This window comes from Pantoea sp. JV6 (genome assembly GCF_025910055.1).
GTDB classification, from domain to species: domain Bacteria; phylum Pseudomonadota; class Gammaproteobacteria; order Enterobacterales; family Enterobacteriaceae; genus Pantoea; species Pantoea agglomerans.
On the sequence record NZ_JAPCIM010000002.1, the window covers coordinates 386,975 to 407,493 of the forward strand.

The 20,519-nt window shown below is 54.5% G+C and carries 18 protein-coding genes, 1 tRNA gene and 1 pseudogene; 11 read left to right on the forward strand and 9 right to left on the reverse strand.

The window, feature by feature from the left end; all coding sequences use genetic code 11:
- Positions 1–42 precede the first annotated feature (42 nt).
- From OK412_RS02380 to katG, 3 genes and pseudogenes are all read left to right on the forward strand, one after another.
- Positions 43–1,065: an LLM class flavin-dependent oxidoreductase gene (locus OK412_RS02380; protein WP_010247994.1), complete on the forward strand. Its 1,023-nt coding sequence runs from the start codon at positions 43–45 to the stop codon at positions 1,063–1,065.
- A gap of 136 nt (positions 1,066–1,201) precedes the next feature.
- Positions 1,202–1,384 (forward strand): annotated as a pseudogene (locus tag OK412_RS02385) (hypothetical protein); the annotation flags it as partial.
- A 187-nt stretch (positions 1,385–1,571) separates the two neighbouring features.
- The gene (gene katG, locus OK412_RS02390) at positions 1,572–3,791 is read left to right on the forward strand and encodes a catalase/peroxidase HPI (protein WP_033772171.1); all 2,220 of its coding nucleotides are present in this window, start codon (positions 1,572–1,574) and stop codon (positions 3,789–3,791) included.
- Between the two features lie 125 nt (positions 3,792–3,916).
- Here katG and OK412_RS02395 read toward each other — a convergent pair whose 3' ends face one another.
- The 4 genes from OK412_RS02395 to OK412_RS02410 all read right to left on the reverse strand — a co-directional run bounded on the left by OK412_RS02395 (position 3,917) and on the right by OK412_RS02410 (position 6,012).
- Entirely contained in the window at positions 3,917–4,939 is a 1,023-nt protein-coding gene (locus tag OK412_RS02395; RefSeq protein WP_264352637.1) for a type II toxin-antitoxin system HipA family toxin, read from the reverse strand.
- Positions 4,936–5,247, reverse strand: coding sequence for a HipA N-terminal domain-containing protein (locus OK412_RS02400; protein ID WP_264352638.1), 312 nt, complete (start codon positions 5,245–5,247; stop codon positions 4,936–4,938). Before OK412_RS02400 ends, OK412_RS02395 begins: the two co-directional genes overlap by 4 nt.
- On the reverse strand, positions 5,232–5,567 hold the full coding sequence (locus OK412_RS02405; RefSeq protein WP_050680122.1) for an XRE family transcriptional regulator: 336 nt from the start codon (positions 5,565–5,567) through the stop codon (positions 5,232–5,234). The genes OK412_RS02400 and OK412_RS02405 overlap by 16 nt, the downstream gene beginning before the upstream one ends.
- A gap of 369 nt (positions 5,568–5,936) precedes the next feature.
- A tRNA-Asn gene (locus tag OK412_RS02410) sits at positions 5,937–6,012 on the reverse strand.
- Between the two features lie 333 nt (positions 6,013–6,345).
- On the opposite strand from OK412_RS02410, the gene OK412_RS02415 reads away from it, so the two are divergent.
- The gene (locus tag OK412_RS02415; RefSeq protein ID WP_061901303.1) at positions 6,346–7,467 is read left to right on the forward strand and encodes a Gfo/Idh/MocA family protein; all 1,122 of its coding nucleotides are present in this window, start codon (positions 6,346–6,348) and stop codon (positions 7,465–7,467) included.
- 90 nt (positions 7,468–7,557) lie between these two features.
- Here OK412_RS02415 and OK412_RS02420 read toward each other — a convergent pair whose 3' ends face one another.
- From OK412_RS02420 to OK412_RS02430, 3 genes are all read right to left on the reverse strand, one after another.
- On the reverse strand, positions 7,558–8,388 hold the full coding sequence (locus OK412_RS02420) for a glycosyltransferase family 8 protein (protein ID WP_061901304.1): 831 nt from the start codon (positions 8,386–8,388) through the stop codon (positions 7,558–7,560).
- A 12-nt stretch (positions 8,389–8,400) separates the two neighbouring features.
- Complete coding sequence (locus OK412_RS02425) at positions 8,401–9,783, reverse strand: D-arabinono-1,4-lactone oxidase (protein ID WP_264352639.1); 1,383 nt, start codon at positions 9,781–9,783, stop codon at positions 8,401–8,403.
- 83 nt (positions 9,784–9,866) lie between these two features.
- Complete coding sequence (locus OK412_RS02430; protein WP_010247970.1) at positions 9,867–10,499, reverse strand: TetR family transcriptional regulator; 633 nt, start codon at positions 10,497–10,499, stop codon at positions 9,867–9,869.
- Between the two features lie 151 nt (positions 10,500–10,650).
- Between OK412_RS02430 and OK412_RS02435 the strand changes: the two genes are divergently transcribed.
- Entirely contained in the window at positions 10,651–11,190 is a 540-nt protein-coding gene (locus tag OK412_RS02435; protein WP_010247968.1) for a DUF2058 domain-containing protein, read from the forward strand.
- A 16-nt stretch (positions 11,191–11,206) separates the two neighbouring features.
- Here OK412_RS02435 and OK412_RS02440 read toward each other — a convergent pair whose 3' ends face one another.
- Entirely contained in the window at positions 11,207–11,905 is a 699-nt protein-coding gene (locus tag OK412_RS02440) for an RluA family pseudouridine synthase (RefSeq protein ID WP_264352640.1), read from the reverse strand.
- Here OK412_RS02440 and OK412_RS02445 point away from each other — a divergent pair.
- Together OK412_RS02445 and OK412_RS02450 are read left to right on the forward strand one after the other, a co-directional pair.
- Entirely contained in the window at positions 11,895–12,197 is a 303-nt protein-coding gene (locus OK412_RS02445; protein ID WP_264352641.1) for a hypothetical protein, read from the forward strand. The genes OK412_RS02440 and OK412_RS02445 overlap by 11 nt on opposite strands.
- Before the next feature lie 116 nt (positions 12,198–12,313).
- Positions 12,314–12,574 (forward strand): hypothetical protein, encoded by a 261-nt coding sequence (locus OK412_RS02450; protein ID WP_010247965.1) that lies wholly within the window; start codon positions 12,314–12,316, stop codon positions 12,572–12,574.
- A gap of 432 nt (positions 12,575–13,006) precedes the next feature.
- Here OK412_RS02450 and OK412_RS02455 read toward each other — a convergent pair whose 3' ends face one another.
- Entirely contained in the window at positions 13,007–14,929 is a 1,923-nt protein-coding gene (locus OK412_RS02455; protein WP_045140258.1) for a methyl-accepting chemotaxis protein, read from the reverse strand.
- Positions 14,930–15,642: 713 nt separating this feature from the next.
- Here OK412_RS02455 and OK412_RS02460 point away from each other — a divergent pair.
- The 4 genes from OK412_RS02460 to OK412_RS02475 are packed head-to-tail and all read left to right on the forward strand — an operon-like array spanning position 15,643 to position 20,514.
- Positions 15,643–16,521, forward strand: coding sequence for an ABC transporter substrate-binding protein (locus OK412_RS02460; RefSeq protein WP_010247954.1), 879 nt, complete (start codon positions 15,643–15,645; stop codon positions 16,519–16,521).
- Positions 16,518–17,441, forward strand: coding sequence for an amino acid ABC transporter permease (locus OK412_RS02465; protein ID WP_010247951.1), 924 nt, complete (start codon positions 16,518–16,520; stop codon positions 17,439–17,441). Before OK412_RS02460 ends, OK412_RS02465 begins: the two co-directional genes overlap by 4 nt.
- Positions 17,434–18,195: an amino acid ABC transporter ATP-binding protein gene (locus OK412_RS02470; protein ID WP_264352642.1), complete on the forward strand. Its 762-nt coding sequence runs from the start codon at positions 17,434–17,436 to the stop codon at positions 18,193–18,195. The genes OK412_RS02465 and OK412_RS02470 overlap by 8 nt, the downstream gene beginning before the upstream one ends.
- A gap of 33 nt (positions 18,196–18,228) precedes the next feature.
- Positions 18,229–20,514 carry a molybdopterin-dependent oxidoreductase gene (locus OK412_RS02475; protein WP_264352643.1) on the forward strand — a complete coding sequence of 762 codons (2,286 nt, stop codon included), beginning with the start codon at positions 18,229–18,231 and terminating at the stop codon, positions 20,512–20,514.
- Positions 20,515–20,519: the final 5 nt, after the last annotated feature.

Consider the following 20,519-nt stretch of genomic DNA (forward strand, 5'->3'; position numbering starts at 1 on the left):
CTTGCATCCACGGGCGTTTAACGCCTGTCAGGAGAAATACAGATGAAAAATATTGGCTTCTTATCCTTTGGTCACTGGACGCCTTCGTCTCAGTCCGCCACCCGGACCGCGCAGGATGTGTTACTGCAATCAATCGACTTAGCGGTCGCCGCCGAAGAGCTGGGCGCAGATGGCGCTTACTTCCGCGTCCACCATTTTGCCCGCCAGCTCAGCTCGCCGTTTCCGCTGCTGGCTGCCGTTGCAGCGCGCACCAAAACGATTGAGATCGGCACCGGTGTCATCGACATGCGCTACGAAAACCCACTCTACATGGTGGAAGACGCCAGCGCGGCAGACCTGATCTCCAATGGTCGTCTGCAACTGGGTCTGAGCCGCGGTTCACCTGAGCAGGTAATCGATGGCTGGCGTTACTTCGGCTTTGAACCGAAAGCGGGAGAAAGCGATGCGGATATGGGCCGTCGTCACACCGAAGAGTTTCTGGAGGTGCTGCGCGGCGAAGGTTTTGCTAAGCCAAATCCACAGCCCATGTTCCCCAATCCGCCAGGCCTGCTGCGTCCTGAGCCGCTCTCTGAAGGCCTGCGCGACCGCATCTGGTGGGGATCCGGCTCCAACGCCACCGCAGAATGGGCGGCAAAAATGGGCATGAACCTGCAAAGTTCAACCCTGAAAGATGATGAGACCGGCGAGCCGTTCCACATTCAGCAGGCAAAACAGATTCGCGCCTACCGTGAGGCCTGGAAAGCGGCGGGGCATCAGCACGCGCCACGCGTCTCGGTCAGTCGCAGCATCTTTGCGCTGGTGAATGATATGGACCGCGCGTACTTTGGCCGCAGCGGTAACGACCAGGATTCCGTCGGCTTTCTCGATGAGAAAACCCGCGCTATCTTTGGCCGCAGCTATGCCGCAGAGCCAGAGGCGTTAATTAAGCAGCTTGCGCAGGATGAGGCGATTGCCGAAGCCGATACCCTGCTGCTCACCGTGCCAAACCAGCTTGGTGTCGCCTACAACGCCCATGTGATTGAGGCGATCCTGAAGTATGTCGCCCCGGAACTCGGCTGGCGTTAAGTGACAGAGCGCCCTGAAGAGCAGGGCGCTGTGAGATCCACCGCAGGCGCAGATGACAAAGCGCCTGCGGTGATTCTTCTGTAAACGCGCGTCATCACTCCCCGCTTTTTCTGCTTTATTCTCTCTGAACTTCTCTCTGGCGTTTATTCCACTGACCCACTCGGTGTTCTGGGGAACGCTGGCCTATACCCTGATTGGTGGCACGCTGGGCGGCACCCTGATCACGCTGGTTTTCCTGCCCGCAATGTACGCTATCTGGTTCCGCATCCGCCTGCCGGGCAGCAAAACGGCAGTTGTGAAACCGGCGCTGTCGGAATAGTCTCAGGGTGACGGTTGCCGCTTCGCTGCTCTCTGCAGCCTGGCGGCGACCTTCAATTCATTGTTTTAAGCTTTTGAAGAAGGTGTATGAAAAGGTAAAAGCTATCAAACAGATAGGATGAGACAGGTGTGCGATCCTGAAAATCCTCTATAGAGTAGCGATGAAAATACAAAAAAGAGGTGTGACCATGAGCAATTCCATTGATGAAGATGCAAAAGATGCAAAGCCTATTGTCGAAGCCGATCGCGAAGCGCCCGAGGGCAAATGTCCTTTTCATGCCGGTAAGCCTTCTCAGGAAAATCAGGCGCCGGGCGGCGGAACAACCAACCGCGACTGGTGGCCTAATCAACTCCGGGTTGACCTGCTGAACCAGCACTCATCCCGTTCGAACCCGCTTGATGAATCCTTCGATTACCGTAAAGAATTTGCCAAATTAGATTACTCAGCGCTGAAAGCTGACATCAAAGGGTTGCTCACCGAGTCACAAGCCTGGTGGCCCGCTGACTGGGGCAGCTACATCGGCCTGTTTATTCGTATGGCCTGGCACAGCGCCGGAACCTATCGCTCCGTGGACGGACGCGGTGGTTCAGGTCGTGGTCAGCAACGCTTCGCACCCCTAAACTCCTGGCCAGACAACGTCAGTCTGGATAAAGCGCGCCGCTTACTGTGGCCGGTTAAACAGAAATATGGTCAGAAGATCTCCTGGGCCGACCTCTACATTCTGGCGGGCAACGTCGCGCTGGAAAACTCCGGATTCCGTACCTTTGGCTTTGGTGCCGGACGTGAAGATGTCTGGGAACCGGATATGGATGTGAACTGGGGCGAAGAAGCCGCCTGGCTGGAACACCGTCACCCGGAATCCCTGGCGCAATCGCCACTGGGCGCTACCGAAATGGGTCTGATCTACGTGAACCCGGAAGGTCCGGAACACAGCGGCGATCCTGCCTCTGCGGCCCCGGCTATTCGCGCCACTTTCGGCAACATGGGCATGAACGACGAAGAGATCGTGGCATTGATTGCCGGTGGACATACGCTGGGTAAAACCCACGGTGCCGCACCGGCCAGCCACGTCGGTGTCGATCCGGAAACTGCACCGATTGAGGCGCAGGGCCTGGGCTGGGTCAACAGCCATGGCACGGGCGTTGGCGCAGATGCGATTACCTCTGGTCTGGAAGTAATCTGGTCTCAGACGCCAACCCAGTGGAGTAACTACTTCTTCGAGAACCTGTTCAAATATGAGTGGGTTCAGACGCGCAGCCCGGCGGGTGCCATCCAGTTCGTGGCAGCTGATGCCCCGGACATTATCCCGGATGCGTTTGACGCCGCGAAGAAACACAAGCCGACCATGCTGGTGACCGATCTGACGCTGCGATTTGACCCGGAGTTTGAAAAGATTTCGCGTCGTTTCCACAACGATCCGCAAGCGTTCAACGAAGCCTTTGCCCGTGCCTGGTTTAAACTGACTCACCGTGATATGGGGCCAAAAGCGCGCTACATCGGACCTGAAGTCCCGCAGGAAGATCTGATCTGGCAGGATCCGCTGCCTGCACCGGTTTATCATCCAACCGTGGCGGATATCGCGCAGCTGAAAGAGAAAATCGCTGCAACCGGCCTCAGCGTCAGCGAGCTGGTTTCGGTTGCCTGGGCATCGGCATCAACCTTCCGTGGCGGCGACAAACGTGGTGGTGCCAACGGTGCCCGCCTGGCGTTGCTGCCGCAGCGTGAGTGGGACGTCAATGCCGTCGCGGCACGCGTGCTGCCGACGCTGGAAGCGGTGCAGCGTGAAGCGCACAAGGCTTCACTGGCAGATGTGATTGTGCTGGCGGGTGTGGTCGGCGTTGAGCAGGCGGCGAAAGCAGCTGGCGTTGAAATTGACGTGCCATTTACTCCGGGCCGTGTTGATGCGCGTCAGGATCAGACTGATATCGAGTCATTCGATCTGCTGAAACCGCGTGCAGATGGTTTCCGTAACTACGGTACTGGCTTCGGCAAAACCACCACCGAAAATCTGCTGATCGATAAAGCGCAGCAACTGACCCTGACTGTGCCGGAGTTAACGGTGCTGGTTGGCGGAATGCGTGCGCTGGGTGCTAACTTTGATGGCAGTCAGCACGGCATCTTCACGCACCACACAGGGACGCTGAACACAGACTTCTTCGTGAATCTGCTGGATATGCGCACCGAGTGGAAAGCCGCTGATTCGACCAATGAGAAATTCATTGGACGGGATCGCGTCACTGGCGAAACCCGTTTCACCGCCACGCGCGCCGATCTGGTGTTTGGCTCCAATGCGGTGTTACGCGCTTCGGCGGAAGTCTACGCCAGCAGCGACGCCCGTGAAAAATTCGTCAAAGACTTTGTTGCCGCCTGGACCAAAGTGATGAATCTGGATCGGTTTGAACTCTGATTGCTGTTAACGTTGTAAAACCTGAAACCCGCTGATATTAGCGGGTTTTTTTATGAGAGCAGGTGAGTTATTCGACCGCTTAACTATCCTTTTACAACCCAGGTACAACAGGTTAATGGCATCATTTAAATTTCGGTCACTGCCAGTAACGTGATTCTTCGGGCCACGTAGGCAAGTACGGCTTCCCGCTGCGATTCAGGCATATGACTTTCATTATAAGTATCAATAATAAGCTGATGATGACTCACCACCTCGGAAAGCCATTTTCGTGCCAGTGTCGGATTAATATCTATACCCTGGGCAAGCAGGATAAAGTCTGCACCCAGATATTCTCCGTACTCTGAATTCATCCCCGGTGCGTTTCCTGCATCATTTTCTTCACGTTCCAGCAGGGGCAAAGCTAAATACTCTCCAAACGCTGCAGGGTAGGGCACAACGCTGATAAAGTCATAAACCGGGGCCAGCCAGGGTGAACCCTGCGGAGGCAGGATAATCCCGATATTGCGCAGATGAAAATCATTGTTTCCCAGCACATAGGCATACACGATGCGCAAAAAGAGGTCACGTTTACTCTTTAAGCTGCTGTTCACTCTGGTATTCAGGAATTTAGCGGCTTTCTCGTAACTGATGGCTTTATGATTATCAATCCTGCCATATTTATCGCCGAGACCCATCGCGCCATCCAGCTGTTCCTGATGTAATCTCGCGTTATCTGACGCTGTCCGGTCATACCTTTTAATGACAAACGCCAGTTCTTCTGGCCGATTTTCATCGTGTCTGAATGGCATCAGCCCGAACGGGGGTACGTCAAATTTCAGACGCTGCATAACGCACATAGTGGCATGCTCGTTTTCTGCCAGGTGTGGGTATTCTTCCGGAGAGGGTTTCAGGATATAGGTGCCATCATTGCTGACGACCACCAGTTCTCCCTTTGCCAGGCGAAGCGACAGTTTGGGTTGATAGCCTGAAATGCTCATGCCTTTCTGACGTTCAGGGAGTTCCTGAATAAACTGACTGCGCGTAAACGGCAGGCTAAGAGCCACATTCAGACTACCCAGCAGATGCCGGATGCCTTTTGTTGAGTAGCCGGTTTTTAGCTCAGATTCTTTAAGCCGTTTTAATGTGATCAGGCAGCGTTCTGAATTCATGATGTTATCTCTTTAAAGACGACAGCCCCAAGCAAATCGTTACCATTTTCCATCAGTAAGCCGAACAGATCTTTATCATCAATTTTTTGAATTTCAGAATAGCGTTTTCGCAACCAGCCTTCCGGCGCTAAACCTTTAAAGAAGGGATGTAGCTCTTCACTTAAATAGGGCTCAGGTCTTACCGGCATGCTGAGAGATATCGCACAACCAGTATAAGTGGGCAGGTAGCAGAAAGTATAACCGTTTTGCCCTTCACTCAGCGTTCCTGCCAGCGTGTTGTAAAGCCACACCTCTATTTTTCGAGCCATACTTTTATACCCAGTTCTTTAAGCAAGGCGTGAAGATTTATTGCCTTTGCAGAAGATGGTTTAGCAATCAGTCGTTTAAATGTTGAGAGTGATACACCAATCTGAATCGCCATCTCTTCATAGGTGATGTTTTGTCGTTTGAGTTCATTGGCCAGTAGTTGTGGCAGTGTCGTAAACGTCAGAGCACTCAGCACCGATCGGGTGTCCGGTTCGTCCGCTTCTGTTGTGGCTTCTCTACTCAAAGCGAACCCCGCCAATACCTTTCGCCGATCTGACTCAGAAAGGTTTATCAGCGAAGATTTAATCTCATCAAGGTTCATTTTTGACCTTTTCTGCATTCTCAGTACGTTTTTTGAAACGATATGGTCCGACTATAGTGCTAATAGGGTCATTTTTGAACCTATTAACGGCAGCATCTTCTCATCTTACCGCCAGAATGCGAAATATGCTGATGAAAGGTCATTTATGACACTTTAAGTCACTATTAATGCATTTGTTAAAGAGAGTAGGAGATGTAGGGGTCAGAAATGAACCTTTAAGTGAGGGCGGAACCGAATGTCTAAGTATCAGGCACTAACGAAAAGAACGGGGAATTTGAAGAGGAAACAGACTGAGTAAGACGCAGAAATTTTATAAGAAGTATAAAATGCAAAAAGCCCGCTTAGTTTCCTAAGCAGGCTTTTCAAATTTGGCTCCTCTGACTGGACTCGAACCAGTGACATACGGATTAACAGTCCGCCGTTCTACCGACTGAACTACAGAGGAATCGTTTGAACGGGGCGCATAGTAACGGCCACGCCGGGCCATGTCAAAGCTCTTTTTCATAAATCAGCGCGACTGCTGAAATAGTCGCCACTATGGCGTTTGAAGCACTGAAAGAGCGGCCTGTGCGGCTGACTCATCCGGCAAAACGGCACGTGTAAAACTGAGGTGTTTATGAGGTGTTATGGCGCTGTATAGCCCTTGTCAGGCGGCCAGGCGCGTGATTTAACCGGATAGTTTTTTACGGGCGTCACAAAGTATGGATTCTGGCTTTGTCAGCAATAAAAACGAAACGTAGATTCCATTTCAACCCTGAACTGAATCTCTGGAGTTGAAATGAACAAAGTCAGAATCGGCATGATTGGCAGCGGCTATATCGGACGCTGCCACGCGATTGCTTATGCGCAAGCCCCCACCGTATTTGCGCTGAAAGGCGAAATCGTGCGGGAGATGCTGGCTGAAGTGAACCCCGAGCTGGCCGCCCGTCAGGCGGCGACCTTTGGTTTCGCGCGCTCGACGGGTGACTGGCGCGCGCTGGTCAGCGACCCGGCGATTGATGTCGTGGATATTTGCGCCCCCAACTTCCTGCATAAAGAGATGGCGCTGGAGGCGATACGCCACGGCAAACACGTCTATTCAGAAAAGCCGCTGTCGTTAAGCGTGGCGGATGCGCAGGAGATGGTGGCGGCAGCCGATGCGGCAGGGGTTAAAACGCTGGTGGGCTTCAACTATATGAAAAACCCAACCAGCCAGCTGGCGAAAGAGATCATTGCCAATGGTGAAATAGGCGACGTGGTGCATTTCTACGGCACCCATAACGAGGATTATCTCGCCAGACCGGAAACGCCGCTCGACTGGCACTGTCAGAAAGCGCTGGCAGGTCTCGGTGCGCTTGGCGATCTGGCGGCGCATATCGTTAATATGGCGCACTACCTGGTTGGTGACATTGCTGAGGTCAGCGGCGACATGATGACGGTGATCGCCTCAAGGCCTGACCCAAAAGAGCCTGCGCGGCAGTTACCGGTCGAAAACGAAGATCAGGCCAGCGCGCTGCTACGCTTCCATAACGGTGCGCACGGCGTCATTGAAACCTCACGCATCGCCTGTGGTGCAAAGATGGGACTGACTTACGTTGTCACCGGCACCAAAGGCACACTGCGCTACACCCAGGAGCGCATGGCGGAGCTGGAGCTTTATCTGCATGACGAACCGGCCGGGCGTCAGGGATTTAAAACTATCCTGACCGGACCAGCACACCCTGACTACGCAAATTTCTGTGTTTCTGCCGGACACGGCATCGGCTTTAACGATCAGAAAACGGTGGAGATTCGCGACCTGATCAACGGCATCGCAGCGGGCGATCGCATGTGGCCCGATTTTGCAGAGGGATTGCAGGTTCAGAAGGTACTGGAAGCGATTGCTGACTCAGCAGTGCAACGCCGCTGGATTGAGGTATAGGGCAGAATCAGAGGGATAGAGGGTATTGCCGATGTGTTGATTAACCCAGGCGGGCAGGGCAGGAAACGTTGGCTTCCCGCCCATAGCCGATCAGATCAGACCGCTTTTTTCCCACCACAATTTATCCAGCGCATAAAAGCGATCGCGCTGACTCTCGGGCTGGCTGAGATCGCGTTTCCACGGTTTTGCCAGAATATAGTGCAGGTTCTTCACCTCATCATCGTGCCAGAGACCGCTATGCTGAAACGGCAGCGTTTTCAAGGCATTGTAGATGTAAGAGAGCGGCTTCCAGCGATCGGCAAACACTTCGTTCAGCAGATCCTGCTCGGAGAAGGGATAGTTACTGAGATCATCAATGGCGGCAATACGCTTTTCCAGTGCGTCGAACATCGCATTATCGGGCTTCAGCACCAGAAAACCGCCGTTCAGGTACAGATCCACACTCTCTGGCGCCTTTTCACCGCGCGCCTGCCAGGTATAGTGGCACTGCTCAGGCTGCCACTCTGCCGGATAAGAGGCAATCTGGTTGGGATTACAGCGGCAGGCGTGACAGGCGGCGAGCGGGTTATCGCCCAGATCCAGGGTAAAAAGCTCATCCATGTTTTGAAGGACCAGCATATCGGCATCCAGAAACACGACGCGCTCATAATCGGTGAGCTGCCATGCGCGCAGCTTGGTCCAGACTTCGCCGAACTGCGCCGATGCGTAGTGCTGATCCAGATCGTCGCGCGGATAGAGGGGGTCGACCGGTTTAATCACACAGCCCTCATCCTGCAAAATCTGACAGTCAGACGCTGAAATCGCCGGCGTGGTCATCACCACCAGCGGCCACTGGCTCTGGCTCTGTTGCAGCGAACGGTGCAGCGCTTTCACGCCCACCAGATAATCGGGTTGAGTTAACAGCGTTACCCAGGCAAACATAGCTTTCCTCAATCAGTCAAAAAGTGGCGTGATGTAGTCGTTACCCAGTCGGCCATTTGGGTCGAGCTGGCTGCGCAGGGCGCGGAAGGCGTCCCACTGCGGATAGATCTCACGCCAGTTGTAACGTTCTTCATCGTAATATTTGCCCCAGTGCGGGCGTCCGCCCTCTGCGGCCAGCAGTTTTTCCACTTCAGTCAGGAAGTGCAGTCCTTCCTGTGACAGCGAGCCATCGTCGGCGTAATAGACCACGAAGCCGAAAAAGCAGGTTGGCTGGTCAGCGGCCGGACTGAGCCAGGCCGATGATGCTCCGGTGCAGCGCAGGATAATCGGGTAGTGCATATGCGGACGGTTCTCGGCATACCACTGCTTAATGCGGCGAATGATGGCCGGGGTTTTTGCCAGCGGCACGCCGATTTCCACATTGATCTGCGGCACCGCAATGCCGCGGCAGAAGAGCTGGTAAATGTCACCGGTAACATCGGTGAAATCACGAAAACGGGTGACGGTGCGAAACTGTTTTCCCCCTTTGCCCTCAATCTGCGTATCGCGGTGCATATGTGCCAGCGTCTGGTCGATAGTGTCGTTGAGGCTTTCGTCAACGTCGCCCTCATGTTCCACCACCTGACGACCCTGCGCTTCGTAGCGCTGACGCTCTTCGTCACTCGCCTCATGGGCGTTCCAGACGTGCATCAGGTTGTCATCGACAAACCACCAGGCTTTGCTCAGCGGATAGTCGTTGTTCCAGCGCAGCAGATCCTCTTCAAGGGTATCGGCAGAGACGGCATATTTGTGGCAGGTGAAGATGCTAAACGGTTGGGTACGCAGGGTTACCGCGGTAACAATGCCTAGTGCGCCCAGTGAGACCTGCGCTGCCGGGAAGTCAGCGTCGCCACGAACAAATTCGCGCACGCTGCCATCGGCCAGCACCATTCTGATTGCCAGCGCTTCGTCGGCAATCGAACTCTGCTGCAATCCCTGGCCGTGCGTTCCGGTCGCCATCGCGCCCGCCAGTGTCTGAATCGCAATCACGCCTGGCGATGAAGCCAGCATGCGGTTCATTTCGGTCAGGCTGCGATAGACCTGCTCAAGCGGGGTCGCGCCACCAAAGGTCACGCTCTGTTCATCACTGGCAAGCTGGCCGCTCAGGGCGCTGAGATCGAGCAGCACATCGTCATCACTGACATGCAGCATACGACCAGGCGACAGCTTGCTGCCGATCACCCGAATCTGGCCGTGTGACTCCCGGATAAGTCTCTGTAATTCCGCTTCACTGGCGGGACGCTGAACCTGGTGACGGCTGCCGATTTGCGCGTTCTGCGCCCAGTTCCACAGCGCATCATCATCGGGTTCAACATGGGTCTGGCGAAGCGGATAGAGGCGTGCATCTCTGCTCACAACAGCATTCCTTATTATTGCATTTTAGTGACAAGTATCAGTAAGCGTAGACTATGGCTAAGCGCAGCCCGGCCTGCGGGCAATTATTTGCGGATATAGCGTAACGTTGCGGTTACAGCCAGCTGACGATTGCGGCGGATACTCTCTGCTTCGCTGTTGTCCGGGCTGAAAAGGGCGTTGAAGGTGTAGCGGTTTGAGACGTGATGAACGCAGATACTGCTGATCAGGCGATGGACATCGATGGTCTGCACATCGGCAGTGAACACGCCCTGTTGCTGACCGCGTGCCAGAATGTCATCCAGCAGATCCAGCGCGCTGCGGTTAAGGGCTTTAATCTGCGGCGACTGGGTAATGTAGCGCCCGCGCAACAGGTTCTCACTGCAGACCAGCCGGATAAAATCGGGATGCTCGACATGGTAATCAAAACTGGCTTCCACCAGGCGGGTCATGGCCAGTTCCGGCTCCATCGCCGCCAGGTTCAGGCCGGTTTCGTGCTGACGTATCTGCTGATAAACCTGCTCCAGCACGTGGATATAAAGCTGCTCTTTACTGCCAAAGTGATAGACCACCATGCGTTTAGTGGTTTGCGCATGCTCAGCAATCTGCTCCAGCCTGGCACCCTGCATACCAAACTCCGCGAAGGTTTTCAGTGCGCCTGCGATGATGCGTTTTTTCAGCCCTTCAGGGTCATTTTTACGTTTTGTTAGCTCTGACATGGTGCTCAATAAGGTGATTTTGACCGGGGGATGTTAGCACAGTGTTGAGAGGCTGCCCGCAATCGCGGGCGCGGCAGGTGCGGCAACCTGGTACAGCCCGGACGATTACAGGTATAATCCCGGACATTATTTCACAGGTTCAGAGACGACAATGACAAAACTCACCTTGCAAGAGCAGATGCTGAAAGCGGGATTAGTATCCAGCAAAAAAATGGACAAGGTTCAGCGGACAGCGAAGAAATCCAGGGTTCAGGCACGCGAAGCCAGAGCGGCGGTGGAAGATAACAAAAAAGCGCAGCTTGAGCGGGATAAGCAGCTGAACGAGCAGCAGAAGCTGGCTGTGCTGTCTAAAGAGTACAAAGCGCAGGTCAAACAGCTGATCGAAATGAACAAAATTGACGTGGCAAGAGGCAACATCAGCTTCAATTTCACCGACAATAACCTGATCAAAAAGATTATGGTGGATAAACTGACGCAGACTCAGCTGATCAATGGGCGTCTCGCCATTGCCCGCCTGGCGGCTGACAATAATGGCGAGAGCCAGTACGCTATCATCCCGGCCAGCGTAGCGGATAAAATTGCGCAGCGTGATGCCAGTGCCATCGTATTAAACAGTGCATTAAGCGAAGAAGCACAGGACGAAGATGATCCTTATGCTGATTTCAAAGTGCCCGATGATTTGATGTGGTAACAGCGCGCTGACGCATTCAGAACGGGCTGTCGGCAGAGAGTTGCAGCGTGCTGCCGCTGACAGGATGAACAAACGTCAATCCGCTGGCGTGCAGCATCAGTCTCTCTGCCTGCTCCGCGCCAGGCAGCAAAAGCCCGCCGTAGAGATCACAGCCCAGAATCGGGTGCCCCAGCTGCTGACAGTGAATGCGCAGCTGATGGGTGCGCCCGGTTTCCGGCATCAGTTCAACCCGCGTGATCGGCAATCCGTTTCCCTTTTTTTCCTGATAATAACCGCGTTCTATGACCCGGTAGCATGAGCGCGCAGGTTTCCCCTGGATCGGGCAAATCACCATCCGGGGAAACTGCGCCGGATCTTTCGCTATCGCGGCATCAATAACGCCTTCGTCATCGGCAAGGTGCCCGCACAGCAGCGCCTGATAAGTTTTACGCACGCTGCGCTGGCTGAATTGCTGGCAGAGTGCCGCGTTAATCGCTTTGCTCCGTGCGACGACCATCAGCCCGGAGGTGCCAAAATCGAGCCGATGAACCAGCGTACAGGCAGGAAAAAGCTTCACCAGCCGATGATGCACCGAATCGAGGTTTTGCGGATTTTTGCCTGACAGGCTCAGCAAACCGCTGGGTTTATTGATCACCAGCAGATGGTCGTCCTGAAAGAGGAGGGTTATCTCATCAAAGCAGGGCGGGGCGATAAACGTATCGATAATGGCAGACATCGGGCAACCGGCAGGTAAGTGGCAACGGATCATAACCGATTGGCCGGTCACTGACGATGCCGCGCGCAGCCATTATTCTTCGCTGATCGTTTCCCCGCTTTGCGTGAAGAGTGACTGGCCAGCCTGCTGCGTTTCAAATTTGCCATGGGCAGCAAAAACGGAGCAGACCGTCGCAGCCAGCAGCGTAAGGAGAATGGAAAGTTTCATGGTGACATCCCATCGTGAATTTAAAAGCAAGTCTGACAGGAAGGGCGGCAGAGACAAACAGAACAATCCGGAAAAAAAACCTTAAGAACATTTGTTCAGCAAGTTGCGCAATTTTTAGTGATAAATTCGGGCAGTTCTCTCTTTTACGACTACAGTCTCTGGTGAGGTTGTCATCAATTCGTATCTAATGGAGGATTTTCTGTGTTATTTCAAAACGACGAGAAAGGCCACGTCATTATTGGCGAAGCGGCACTAAGCCTTGCCCTGGGTGAAAAAGAAATCAGTATCGCAACACTCTTTACCCAACTGGGTTATATGGCGAAATCTGAAAGCAACGCGGATCGGCTGACGAAAATCGCCGAAGCCAGAAGCTGGCTGAGTAGTTTTGAGTCACCGGCGATTGCTCAACAGCAGGTGCCGTACCTGCAGACGCTTGCAAGCCTGAACGAAGAGCTGAACTAGCAGTAACGGAACTGATGCCAATGGACGTAGTCCGGCTCCGGCCGGAAAACGACGAAGCGGACGACCTCATCGGTTGCGCGAAAGCGTATACCGGCCGGAGAAGCTGTCAGGGACGACAACTCTCTCTCCATCGCTTTCTGTACAGACCGATCGCAATTCTTTTCTATCCTCATTTCAAAGCCAGCCGGGATATAAACCGGAATCATCAGGCACGAGCCAGCTTGTTTCAGCTGTCGTGGCCGATAATATGACCTTCCCTCAGTTTCCGGATGCTCGCCTGACCATGTCATTCCCGCGTTAACCGTTGCGGCTTATTATCTTCTGATTAATCAGATCACTTATTTGTCTGAAGAGGGCTGTTATTTCAGCCAGCCTCAATCAATTAAGGCTGGCTCTATTTAACGTCAGACAGAATTAACGCTTCGCTAACCGTTAAAAGCTTTCCCAGCTTGAGTCTGCGGATGCATTAACGGGCGCAGCGGGTACTAAACGCGGTGACAGGGCAGGTGCGCCCCGGCTGACACTGCTCTGTCCGGGAGAGAGACGGAATACGGCCACTGTTTTTTCCAGTTCGTCTGCCTGAGATTCCAGTGAGCTGGCTGCGGCGGAGGACTCTTCAACCAGCGCGGCGTTCTGTTGCGTCGTGGTATCCATCTCGGCCATTGCCGTGGCGATCTGAGAAATGCCGCGGTTTTGCTCGTCAGAGGCGGCAGCAATCTCACCCATAATGTCTTTAACCTGACTGACAGAGCGGACGATGTCATCCATGGTGGTACCGGCGCGTTCCACAAATTCAGAACCATCATGAACCCGATCAAGTGACTCGCGTATCAGCGTTTCAATCTCTTTGGCGGCCAGTGAACTGCGCTGGGCCAGATTTCTGACTTCACCGGCAACCACCGCAAATCCGCGGCCCTGCTCTCCGGCTCGTGCCGCTTCGACGGCGGCGTTAAGGGCCAGAATATTGGTCTGGAAGGAGATGCTGTTGATGACGTGAATGATCTCGCCGATTTTGCCCGAACTCTGGCTGATGTTGTTCATGGTTTCGATAACGTCACGGATAATCTCGCCACCGCGTCCGGCATTCACTGACGCGTCTGTCGCCAGCTGACTCGCATGGTGAGCGTTCTCCGCATTCTGTTTCACCGTTGAAGAGAGCTCTTCCATGCTGGCCGCGGTCTGAACCACTGCGGCAGACTGCTGTTCTGTGCGGGATGAAAGATCGGTATTACCTGCCGCGATTTCCGCCGAGGCACGCGCCACGCTGCTGACGCCATCACGCACGTTGGTGATGATATTCTGCAGGCTGATGTTCATTGCATCTACCGCCTGCATCAGCTGACCTAACTCATCACCACGTGTGGTTTTCAATGAGGTTGTTAAATCACCGCTGGCAATACGTTGCGCTGCGTTCAGCGTCTCTTTCAATGGCAGCGTAATGTTGCGGGTGATCCGCCAGGCAATCAGCAGGCTCAGCACCACACAAATCAGCGCGGCAAAAGCAATGCGCCACTCCGCCTGTTTGATAAATTCAGAGGATAGCTGGGACTGATAGGCAAAGGTATCGGAGACCACCGCATTGAGCCGCTCTGCGGTGGTGGTCAGGCCCGCCGATTCGCTCTTTTCTTTCTCTGTCGCATCGACATAGCGCGTTAAAGCCTGGCGTTGCTGCGTCAGAGTGCTGAGCACATTTCGCGTTACGTCATTAATATTCGGCTGGGCGAAAATATCCAGTTGCTCGCTCAGGGTGTTGATAGCGGTGTATTCTTCAAGAATCGCCTCTCTGCTGGCCTCAGACGGCTTATCGAGAAACGCTTTTTCAACATTGGCCGCATCAAACAGCGCTGCGGCCAGGTGCATGACCGGCAGCGCCGCATCGGGTGTCAGAGCCATATCGAGTGATTCAAACTGATGCGCAAGCGCAATCAGGGCACCCGGTTTAATGGCATCAAAGGCGCTGCTTGTCGCCTGCGCAGCAGTCACGAATGTCTGGCGCTGATTCTGATAATCGTTAAGTAACTGCCCCATCAGCGCGACTTTCTGCTGGCCCATCTCATCCCATTTAAATCCATCCAGCCGTTTATAAAGGGCATCTAACTCCTTCAGGGCCTGAACGTTCTGCGTGGCAAATTTGGGATCTTTGGTGTACTGGTAGAGGGTGCGGTTAAGGCGTGCCTTGCTTAACGTGTTTACCATCTCCACGGTAATCGTGCGCCGGGCGGAGTTGTCTTTAATACTGCGAAAACAATCGAAAGCGATAAAAGTAATGGCGAGGGAGGCAGCAATGACGACGATAAAACCGACGCCCAGTTTTTTCCCAATTTTAATATCGGAGATGCGTTGAGCAAGGCCCATAAGGTTCACCTTTAGTGAGATATCAGAAGCAGAGAAGAGGCTGTTAAATAATTCAAAGATAATCTTCTTATCGTCAGCGCCAGACTAATCTTTAATATTATTTATGCTTACTCAATGATCTGATTATTGAGGCTTTCATTATTCTCAAGGGAAACTATCTGCCTGCTAATCTTTGATTTACTTCGTGTAATATATTGATAATGTTGATTAAAATTATGATTCCCGTGCCTGCTGCAGTCTTTACATTACCTGAATAAATAGTTATTGATTTTGATCAAATAAGTCCCGGATAAAAGAATCGGTCAGGCGCAGAGGGATGATTTTTCAATAAATACTTATCAATGAAATTATATTTTTATTAATCATCAGAGCCTGGCTGTGCCAATTAATTAACCGCAGTATGACGTTTTCTCGCCTCGCCAATCCTTACCAAACTGCTCATCTCTTCGGTCACAGGATGCCAGCGCCTGTTCAACAGCCTCGCAACGCGCGCCATTGCCATATTCCAGCAAAATATTCCCGGTTTTAGCATTTGTGATCGCCGCCGGTCTTCACTGAGAATGACAACAGAACGTTACGAGGATGATAAAAGCTCTGGAGCCCGCCGCTTATCTGGCTTTCTTTCAGCGCTGACAACAGGTCACGATCGCTTTTCCCTCTGGGGGAACATTTTAAATATCAGGAGAAAGGTTCCGGTGAAATTGATAAAAAGAATGACCCTTTTCACACTCGTGCTCAACGCATCCGTCAGCTTTGCGGCAGAACCCTCAGTGCCTGCTGACAGCAGCATACATGTTAAAGCCGATCCGGCGCTGAAAACGCTGATTCCTGCGGATATCCTCAAGCGTGGCTACATTGTGGCAGGAACAAACCCGAATACGCCGCCAACTACCTTTTATAAAGAAGATAATAAGACGCTGGCCGGTCGCGAAATCGACATCATGAATGCGGTGGGTGAACGTCTGGGTATCGCGGTAGAGTGGCGCGACACGGGCGGCTTCGACAACATCATTCCCGGTCTGAAAACCGGACGTTACGATGTGGCGCTGTCGAACATAAATGCCACACCGACCCGCCTGAAACAGATCGACTTTGTCGGCTACTACAACGCCAGCCTGCTGGGAATTATTTCCCGAAAAGACGCCAGTATCGCCCCGTTTAAATCACTCAGTGACGTCTGCGGCAAAGAGGTCGGCGCCGGTTCCGGTACCACCCAGGTTACGCGGCTGGAAGAAGCCAGTAAAGCCTGTGAGGCCGCAGGTAAGCAGCCCATCAAGGTAGCGATATTCCCGGATCGTCCGGCTGGCGTGCAGGCGGTGGTCAGCGGGCGCGTACCGCTGTTCCTGGGTCCCTATGAGGGGCTGCTGTGGCAGGTTAAGGTAATCAAACCGCTGACCATGAGCGGCGAAATCACCGTTAACGATGCACCGGTCTCTGTCGCTTTCCCGAAAGCCTCTCCGCTTGAACCTGCCGTGCAGGCCGCGCTGAACTCATTAATCAAAGATGGCAGCTACCGGAAAATCCTCGATAACTGGGGAATCGGATTTGGTGCTGTGACCGAAGCCCGACGCAACGAAGAGATTTTTAAATGAGTGAGATTCAGAACCACACTGACGATCTGAAAATCGTCAGTAAACGCTACTACGGACGCTGGCTGAGTGCGCTGGTGGTGCTGTTGTGCGTGGTGGCGATGGCACATTCGATGATTAACAATCCGCGCTTTGAGTGGGGGATCATCGCAGAAAACTTCACTGCGCCCTCCATTCTGCAGGGGGTGTTAATGACGCTGCAGCTCACCGCCATTTCAGTGGTGCTGGGCTTTGCCTTCGGCACGGTGCTGGCGCTGATGCGTCTCTCATCAAACCCGGTTCTGGTTGCGGTGAGCTGGGCCTACACCTGGTTTTTCCGTGGTGTGCCGATGCTGGTGCAGCTGTTTCTCTGGTACAACATCGCGGCGCTCTATCCCAGAATAGCGTTGTCGATTCCCGGTTTAGGTGAGATCTGGAGTGCACAATCCAACGCGCTGGTCAGCCCGTTTAGTGCGGCAGTGATCGCGCTGGTCATGCATCAGTCCGCCTATGCCGCAGAAATTGTGCGCGCGGGTATCCAGAGCGTGGGTAATGGGCAGATTGAAGCGGCACGAGCGCTTGGATATCGCCCGGCTCAGATTTTCCGTCATACCGTTTTACCGCAGGCGATGCGCGCCATTATGCCGCCAGCGGGTAACGAGATCATTGGCCAGTTGAAAACCACGGCAGTGGTGTCAGTGATTTCTCTGCAGGATGTGCTGTTTTCGGCGCAGATTATCTATCAGCGCACCTATGAAGTGATCCCGCTGCTGCTGGTCGCCACCCTGTGGTATCTGCTGATGACCTCAGTGCTGTCGGTGGGCCAGTATTACGTGGAGCGTTATTTTGGCCGCGGTGTCACGCGACGTGAAAAGCGCAGCCTCTGGCCGTCGTTGCCGCGCTTTTCGCTGCCGAAAACCCAAAGGAGTGTGAGCAATGGCTGAAGCAATTGCACTGCGCAAGGTCACTAAGCGCTTCTCTGGCGTAACCATCCTCGACGACGTTAACCTGGATATACCTGCCGGGTCGGTCACGGTGATTCTGGGGCCATCCGGCTCCGGTAAATCCACGCTGCTGCGCTGCATTAATCACCTTGAGAAGCTGGATGGTGGCACCATCCGTATCGGCGGCCAGATTGTGGGATACCGACAAAAAGGCCAGGCGCTGCACGAACTCAACAGCAGTGCCATTGCACGCCAGCGGGCGGAAATCGGCATGGTGTTTCAGCAATTCAACCTGTTCCCGCACCGTACCGTGTTGCAGAACATCACGGATGCGCCGATGCGGGTGAAAAAGCAGAGCCGCCATCAGGCGACCAGCAAAGCACTGGCGCTGCTGAAACAGGTGGGGCTGTCTGGTCGCGAAGATGAGTGGCCGCAAAACCTTTCCGGTGGTCAGCAGCAGCGCGTTGCGATTGCCCGCGCACTGGCGATGGATCCTGGCGTTATGCTGTTTGATGAACCGACCTCGGCGCTTGACCCGGAACTGGTGGGTGAAGTGCTGCAGGTCATTAAACAGCTGGCGCATTCCGGTATCACCATGGTGGTTGTCACCCATGAAATCGGATTTGCCCGCGAGGTCGCCGATAACATCGTCTTTATGGAGAGCGGCAAAATTGTAGCGGCTGGCCCGACGCAGCAGGTACTCGACGATCCGGACAACGGACGCGTCAGAAACTTTATCGCAACGGTGCTCTGAGCACCGTTTCTTTTGTGATAACCAGGAAGCAGGATGACGCAAAAACCGGTAATGCACAGCGCCCACTGGGGCACTTTTCACGCTGAGCGCAGCGGCGATCAACTGCTTATTGAGCCGTTCGGGGGCGATCCCGACCCCAGTCCGCTGTTGCAAAACTTCCGTCATGCACTTAATCACCCGGCACGCGTCGCACGGCCGATGATACGGCGTGGCTGGCTGGAAAACGGGCCTGGCCCGGATCGGCGTCGTGGGGCAGATGAATATGTCGCGGTTAGCTGGGAGGAAGCCAGTCATCGGGTTGCACAGGAGCTTAAGCGGGTCGGTGAGGCTTACGGCCCGGCGGGGATTTTTGGCGGATCTTACGGCTGGTCAAGCGCAGGCCGTTTCCATCACGCCCAAAGTCAGGTGCACCGTTTCCTGAACACCACGCTGGGCGGCTATGTTCGCTCAGTTAACAGCTACAGCTCCGGCGCGGCATCGGTTTTGCTGCCGCATATTGTGGGCGACATGAATGAAGTCGCCCGGCGTGGCGTGAGCTGGGAAGAGATTGCCGGTCACAGCGAGGTGGTGCTGGCGTTTGGCGGGCTGGCGCTGAAAAATGCCCAGGTGGCCAGCGGCGGCCTGAGTGAGCATACCGAGCGCGGTTTTATGCAGCGTGCGGCACAGCGCGGCACCCGTTTTATCTCGGTAAGCCCACTGAAAAGCGATTTGCCAGAGGAAGCACAGGGTGAGTGGCTGGCGCTGCGACCCGGAACGGATGCGGCGTTTATACTCGGCCTGCTGGCGGTATTAATCACCGAAGGGTTAACCGATGAGGCATTTTTGGCGCGCTACTGTGTCGGCTGGCCTCAGATGGTGGCCTACATCCGGGGTGAAGAGGATGGCGTGGTGCGTGACGCGCCCTGGGCGGCCGCGATCTGTGGCGTCAGCAGCGACCTGATCAGGCAGTTCGCCCGACAGCTGCACGGCAAGCGCGTACTGGTTACGGTCGCCCATGCCTTACAACGCGCCGAGCATGGCGAACAACCGGTCTGGCTTGGCCTGGTGCTGGCGGCGGCACTCGGACAGCCCGGGCTGCCCGGCGGCGGCTATACCTATGCACTGGGTGCGCTGGGCCATTATGGCAAACATCACAATCTGGTCAGCTTTCCGTCCCTGCCGCAGGGCAAAAATGGCATCGACCGCTTTATTCCGGTAGCCCGTATTGCCGATATGCTGCTCAATCCTGGCACCAGGTTTGACTACAATGGCCGTCAGCTTACTTATCCTCATATCCGGCTGGCTTACTGGGCGGGCGGTAATCCTTTTCACCACCATCAGGATCTGGCCCGGCTGCGTCAGGCGTTTTGCCAGCTGGATACGTTCATCGTGCATGAGAGCGTCTGGACCGCCAGTGCGCGTCATGCTGATATCGTCCTGCCCGCCACCATGACCCTGGAGCGTGAGGATATCGGCGGTGCGCCGACCGATCGCCATTTAATCGCCATGCAGCCAGTGGCACAGCCTTACGCCGAAGCCAGGGACGATTACACGATTTTCCGTGAGCTGGCCCGGCAACTTGGCCGGGAAGAAGCGTTTAGCGAAGGGCGCGATGCGCGAGGCTGGTTGCAGCATCTTTACCATCAGTTTCAGGAAAAACTGGCGGCGCATCAGGTGCAGACACCGGATTTCAATCAGTTCTGGCAGCAGGGCATTCTGGCGTTGCCGCAGGTAAAGGATGGTGGACGGATGATCAATGCGTTTCGCGCTGACCCTGACGCCGCACCGCTGCCCACCGCAGGCGGCAAAATTGAGATCTTCTCCGCCACTATCGCCAGCTTTGGTTATGACAACTGTCCCGGCCATCCGGTATGGCGTGAACCCCAGCAAAAACCCAGCGCCGACTACCCATTCTGGCTGATTGCCAATCAGCCCGCGACGCGGCTGCACAGTCAGCTCGATTTTGGTGATTTCAGTCAGAGTGGCAAGCGTGGCGGGCGTGAAGTCTGCAGCCTCAACAGCGAGGATGCGGCAGCCCGGGCTATCGCGGATGGCGACATCATTGAGCTTTATAACGATCGGGGCCATGTGCTCGCCAGCGCACGTCTCACCGACACGGTTATGCCTGGCGTGGTACAGCTGCCAACCGGTGCCTGGTACGATCCGGTCGACGCCACTGCCGCCCGTCCGCTTTGTCGTCACGGTAATCCCAATGTGCTGACGCTGGATATCGGGACGTCATCTCTGGCACAGGGATGTAGCGGGCAGATTACGGTGGTGCAGGTACGTAAATTTGCCGGGGAAGTCACGCCGGTGCAGGCCTTTATTCCCCCGTTATGAGTCGG